The sequence below is a fragment of the Variovorax sp. 10L421 genome (assembly GCF_056395365.1).
On record NZ_JBFTJJ010000058.1, the window covers coordinates 1 to 2,746 of the forward strand.

A 2,746-nucleotide genomic window follows, 5' to 3' on the forward strand; every position below is an offset into this window, starting at 1 on the left:
TCCGTCCACTCTTCGGTCCACTCTTCGATCGGCATCCAAACGGATACGCCAGCGTTGAGGAAGGCGATGTCGAGCTGACCATAGTGAGCCTGGACGGCTTGCGCCAACTCCTTCTGCGCAGCCACGTTGGCTGAATCGGCGCGCAGCACCAGAACTTCGCTGCCCAATTCCGCCTGGGCCTTGGCGAGGGAATCCGGATTGACGCCGGTGACGATGACACGCGCGCCCTCGGCGAGGAATTGCTTGGCCGTTTCGAGGCCAATGCCGCTGGTGCCACCGGTGATGAGAGTGCGTTTGCCTTGCAAGCGGGACATGAAATTCTCCTTAGGTGATCCGTGATCAACCAACCTTGGCTGACCTGCCGTGTGAAGAACTATGCGCTCATGTCCAAATCTTTATAAGATCGCATTTTTGTATATTATTCATGCTTCAGATGCATGAATCGGAGTTCGCTTTGGATCGGTTCCTGTTAATGACTTGCTTCGCTCGCGCCGTGGAGACGGGCAGCTTTTCCGCTGCGGGTCGCGACTTGGGCTTGGGACAGCCGAACGTCAGCCGGTACGTGGCGGCACTGGAAGATCATTTGCAAGCCCGGCTGCTGCATCGATCAACACGCAAGCTCGCCCTCACGCCGGAGGGGGAGCGCTACTACGCGGAGGTCCGGCGAATTCTTGACGCAGTGCACGAGTCAGAGTCGTCGTTCAAGGAGAACGTGGATCCGTCCGGATTGCTGCGCGTTGCCTGTCCGACCGCGCTGAGCTTTGCATTCGTGTTGCCGCATGTGCCCGCTTTCCTGGAACGCTACCCGGGATTGACGCTGGATCTCCAGACCAATGATCGATATGTCAATCTGGTCGATGAAGGGGCCGAACTCGCGATACGGATCGGACATTTGGCAGACAGTGCACTGCGCGCGCGCCGCATCGGTTTGTTCGAGCGCGTGTGCGTTGCCAGTAAAAAGTATCTGGCTCAACGCGGTGTCCCCAACACTCCCGAGGACCTGCGCGGGCACGATTGCGTGATCTACACCCTGTTGTCGTCCGGTGCCACTTGGCGTTTCCGGGATGCCGACGTTCCGGTAACCGGCAGACTTCGGGTCAGCTCACCTGAGGCCGCACGCGAATCTGTCAATGCGGGGCTAGGCGTCGGGTACGGGCCGGAATGGCTGTTCGAGGAAGGGCTGAAGAGTGGCAATTTGCAATTGCTGCTGACGGCATATGCCACGCCGCCCGTGCCTATACAAATCGTTTATGTGGCGAACAGACTCCTTCCGAAGCGGGCCGTCGTATTCATGGATTTCATCGCTGAAGCATTTTCAAAGGTTCCAGCACTCAACGTCCTCGAGTGAGTTGCCTTATATGTAATGAATCTGAGAATTGGCGTCAGTCCAATCGTCACAGGTGGGTCGACTACACACGTCAGCGGCAATCTGGTAAATGAGGGCGTTGGCATCCGCTTCGAAAGGCAGGGCGCGCCTCGCCCGCAGCCACTCGTCGGCCTCATCGGGATGAGAGAGGGCCGATTGCAACGCCTGGGTCCCACCATTGGTGGCTGCGCTGAAAAACTCCCATGCCCGTCGCGCGCCGACGGGTTGCTCGATGTAGTTTCCCTGGCACCACTGCGGATCGCTCTGGATCTGGTCGATCAGCAGCGGGCGCAGTAGCCAGTTTCGGCCGGACATTGGCGCTGGCAGCGATGCCAGGGGCAGTAGTGCGTCTCGCCGCCTTTACGCTGTCGCGCGCTTGCTCCAAGGCAGTGAGCACGCGCGGCACATGTTCAAGGAACAGCTTGCCCGCCCGTGTCAGCCGCGTGCTGCGGCTGGTGCGGATGAACAACTGGTCGCCAACCTCTTCTTGCAGTTCCTTGGTTGTGCGAGAAAGGGGCGATTGCTCGATATGCAATCTCTCCGCTGCGCGGGCGAAGTAGAGTTCTTCAGCGACCGCAAGAAAACAACGCAGGTGCCTTATCGCCACCGTTCGGTTCTCCTATTGCTCGCGACTCAATTGGCCGCTGATAGGCATCAATGGGAGCCCACGTTTTGCAAAGCGGATGCAAGCCGCCTCGGGGAAGGTTTGAAAAGATGAAAAGATCACCCAGGGGGCAGCCGCAACGTTCCCAAGGTGTCAGCGCTTATCGGGGGTGATCTTTCTCCCTGCGTTAACATCGGCATAGTCACGCCAGCCGACGATACGGCCCCCTTCCACTTCGAAGATCCCCATCACTCTGATCGCAGCGATCTCGCTGCCGTCGGCGCGTACAAAGCGATCCAGTCTCTCGGTGAGCACGCGATTCCCGTCCGCAGCGATGGCAAGGATGTCGAAATGCACGGCCGCGATGCTCGGCGATCTGTTCGGCCGCTCGAGAAAAGCGATTGCCTCTTCGATGCCCGTGGTTTTGGAGATACCTTCATTGATCCAAACCGTGTGCGGTACGAAATATCGCCTGATGGCAGCCTTCCCATCATCCTCAGGGAAGGTAGCGCAGAAGGCAGTGACGATTTCAATGGGCGTTGACACTCGCCTGTCCTCCGTCCTGTCAGATGCTGCGGGGGATTGAGCCCAGGCGACGCTAGAAAAAATCACCGCAGCCAAAGTTACTAGCACGGATCTCATGTGACCAACCTCCAATTCTCAAAGCATGAAATTGACGACAACAAGGAAGCCCAGCATTCTGCCCAGCGTCAACTACTTTGAGCGGCCAGCGTCAATTATCTTGAGCGGTGCAGTCGAGCAAGATCATTGAGTAG

General features: G+C 58.1%; 4 protein-coding genes and 1 pseudogene. 1 reads left to right on the forward strand and 4 read right to left on the reverse strand.

Annotated elements, in window-relative coordinates; translation table 11 throughout:
- Positions 1-314: SDR family NAD(P)-dependent oxidoreductase (locus tag AC1DFC_RS29610; protein WP_478180566.1), on the reverse strand; the 314-nt coding region annotated here is incomplete at its 3' end.
- 110 nt (positions 315-424) lie between these two features.
- Between AC1DFC_RS29610 and AC1DFC_RS29615 the strand changes: the two genes are divergently transcribed.
- Positions 425-1,348, forward strand: a complete 924-nt coding sequence (locus tag AC1DFC_RS29615; RefSeq protein ID WP_478131974.1) for a LysR family transcriptional regulator — start codon at positions 425-427, stop codon at positions 1,346-1,348.
- Between the two features lie 6 nt (positions 1,349-1,354).
- Here the strand turns inward: AC1DFC_RS29615 and AC1DFC_RS29620 are convergent, their stop codons facing one another.
- The 3 genes and pseudogenes from AC1DFC_RS29620 to AC1DFC_RS29630 form a co-directional block, all read right to left on the reverse strand.
- Positions 1,355-1,681: a hypothetical protein gene (locus AC1DFC_RS29620; protein WP_478131979.1), complete on the reverse strand. Its 327-nt coding sequence runs from the start codon at positions 1,679-1,681 to the stop codon at positions 1,355-1,357.
- 37 nt (positions 1,682-1,718) lie between these two features.
- Positions 1,719-1,973 (reverse strand): annotated as a pseudogene (locus AC1DFC_RS29625) (LysR family transcriptional regulator); the annotation flags it as partial.
- A 150-nt stretch (positions 1,974-2,123) separates the two neighbouring features.
- Complete coding sequence (locus AC1DFC_RS29630; RefSeq protein ID WP_478131973.1) at positions 2,124-2,516, reverse strand: limonene-1,2-epoxide hydrolase; 393 nt, start codon at positions 2,514-2,516, stop codon at positions 2,124-2,126.
- Positions 2,517-2,746: the final 230 nt, after the last annotated feature.

Excerpts from the sequence above, each read along its gene's own strand:
- AC1DFC_RS29615 (WP_478131974.1), top strand. The coding sequence starts at position 425 with ATGCTTCAGATGCATGAATCGGAGTTCGCTTTGGATCGGTTCCTGTTA.
- AC1DFC_RS29620 (WP_478131979.1), bottom strand. The coding sequence starts at position 1,681 with ATGTCCGGCCGAAACTGGCTACTGCGCCCGCTGCTGATCGACCAGATC.